We start from the raw sequence: 1,967 nt of genomic DNA on the forward strand, positions 1-1,967 counted from the left end.
GAAGACGCCGGTGCGCTCGACGTCGGCCACACGCTGGCGGCCCGGTCGGTGTTCGAGCACCGGGCCGTGCTGGTCGGTGAGGACCGCGAGACCCTGCTGCGCGGCCTGCAGGCCGTCGCGCAGGGCGGAATCGCCTCGGGAGTCGTCCAGGGGCAGGCCGTCACAGGTGGAAAGACGGCGTTCCTGTTCTCGGGTCAGGGTGCGCAGCGCCTGGGCATGGGGCGGGAGTTGTACGAGGCGTTCCCGGTGTTCGCCCGCGCGCTGGATGAGGTGTGTGCGCATCTGGATGTGGTGCTGGACCGTCCGCTGCGGGAGGTGATGTTCGCCGCCGAGGGGAGCGCGGACGCGGAGCTGCTGGATCAGACCGCTTTCACGCAGCCCGCGCTGTTCGCGGTCGAGGTGGCGCTGTTCCGGCTGCTGGAGCACTTCGGCGTCACCCCGGACGTGCTGATCGGCCACTCCATCGGCGAGGTCGCCGCGGCGCATGTGGCGGGGGTGTTCTCGCTGGAGGACGCGTGCACGCTGGTCGCGGCCCGGGGCCGGCTGATGCAGGCGCTGCCCGAGGGCGGCGCCATGGTGGCCGTCCAGGCGTCGGAGGAGGAGATCACGGCGTCGCTGGCCGGTCGTGAGGCGGAGGTGAGCATCGCCGCCGTCAATGGCCCCACCGCCGTGGTCATCGCCGGTGACGAGGCCGCCGCGCTGGAGATCGCCGCCCAGTGGGCCGAACAGGGCCGCAAGACACGTCGGCTGCGGGTCAGCCACGCGTTCCACTCGCCCCGCATGGACGCCATGCTGGACGACTTCCGTGAGGTGGTCGCGGGCCTGTCCTTCCAGGCGCCCTCCATCGCCCTGGTCTCGAACGTGACGGGTGAGGCCGCCACGGGCGACGACGTGTGCACGCCGGAGTACTGGGTGCGGCACGTGCGGCAGGCGGTGCGGTTCGCGGACGGCGTGCGCGCACTCGGCGCGCAGGGCGTGACCCGGTTCGTGGAGGTCGGCCCCGACGGCGTGCTCTCCGCGATGGTGCGGGACTGCGTGACGGCGGAGGAGGTTTCCGCCTCGGCCGTGGTGCCGGTGCTGCGCAAGGACCGCCCCGAGGCTCAGGCGCTGACGACGGCGCTGGCCGAACTCCACGTCCACGGTGGAGCGGTGGAGTGGGAGTCGGTCTTCGCCGGCCGTGGCGCACGGCGGATCGAGCTGCCGACCTATGCCTTCCAGCGCGAGCGGTTCTGGCCCGAGGTGTCCATCACTCTCGGGGGCTGGGACACCGCGGCGGCCGCGGACTCGGTGGACGCGCGGTTCTGGGAGGCCGTCGAGCGCGAGGACCTCGAAGCGCTGGCCCAGGCGCTCCACATCGATGGCGAGGCGCCGCTGAGCGCGGTGCTGCCCGCCCTGTCCGCGTACCACCGCAGCAACCGTGACCAGTCCACGATCGACGGCTGGCGTTACCGGGTGTCGTGGAAGCCGGTGTCCGACCTGGCCGAGGGGTCGTTGCCGGGGACATGGCTGGTGGTGGTGCCGGCGTCCCGTGCCGAGGACGAGCTGGTCTCGGGGATCGTGGCCGGACTCGAGCGGCATGGTGCTGCTGTGGTGTCGCTCGTGGTGGACGAGCGCGACCTCGACGCCGGGGTGCTGGCGGAGCGGCTGCGCGAGGCGGCCGCCGAAGCGCCCGAATGGGGTGGCGTGCTGTCGCTGCTCGCCCTGGACGAGGGGCCCTGCCCCGGACACCCGGCCCTTCCGACCGGCCTCGCTCTGACGTTCACACTGATACGGGCGATGACCGAGGCGGACATCCACGCCTCGCTGTGGAGCGGTACGCGCGGCGCCGTGTCGGTGGGCCGTTCCGAGCGGCTCACCAGCCCGGCGCAGGCGATGGTGTGGGCGCTGGGCCGGGTGGCCGCGCTGGAGCTGCCGCCGCTGTGGGGTGGACTGGTCGATCTGCCCGAGACGCTGGACGAGCGCGCGGT

General features: G+C 73.0%; 1 protein-coding gene. It reads left to right on the forward strand.

Annotation, left to right across the window (positions count from 1 at the left end; translation table 11 throughout):
* A partial coding sequence (locus AXW62_RS16955) for an acyltransferase domain-containing protein (protein ID WP_159060899.1) occupies positions 1 to 1,967 on the forward strand: 1,967 nt, incomplete at both ends.

The sequence above is a fragment of the Streptomyces hygroscopicus subsp. hygroscopicus genome (assembly GCF_001553455.1).
Lineage (GTDB): Bacteria > Actinomycetota > Actinomycetes > Streptomycetales > Streptomycetaceae > Streptomyces > Streptomyces hygroscopicus.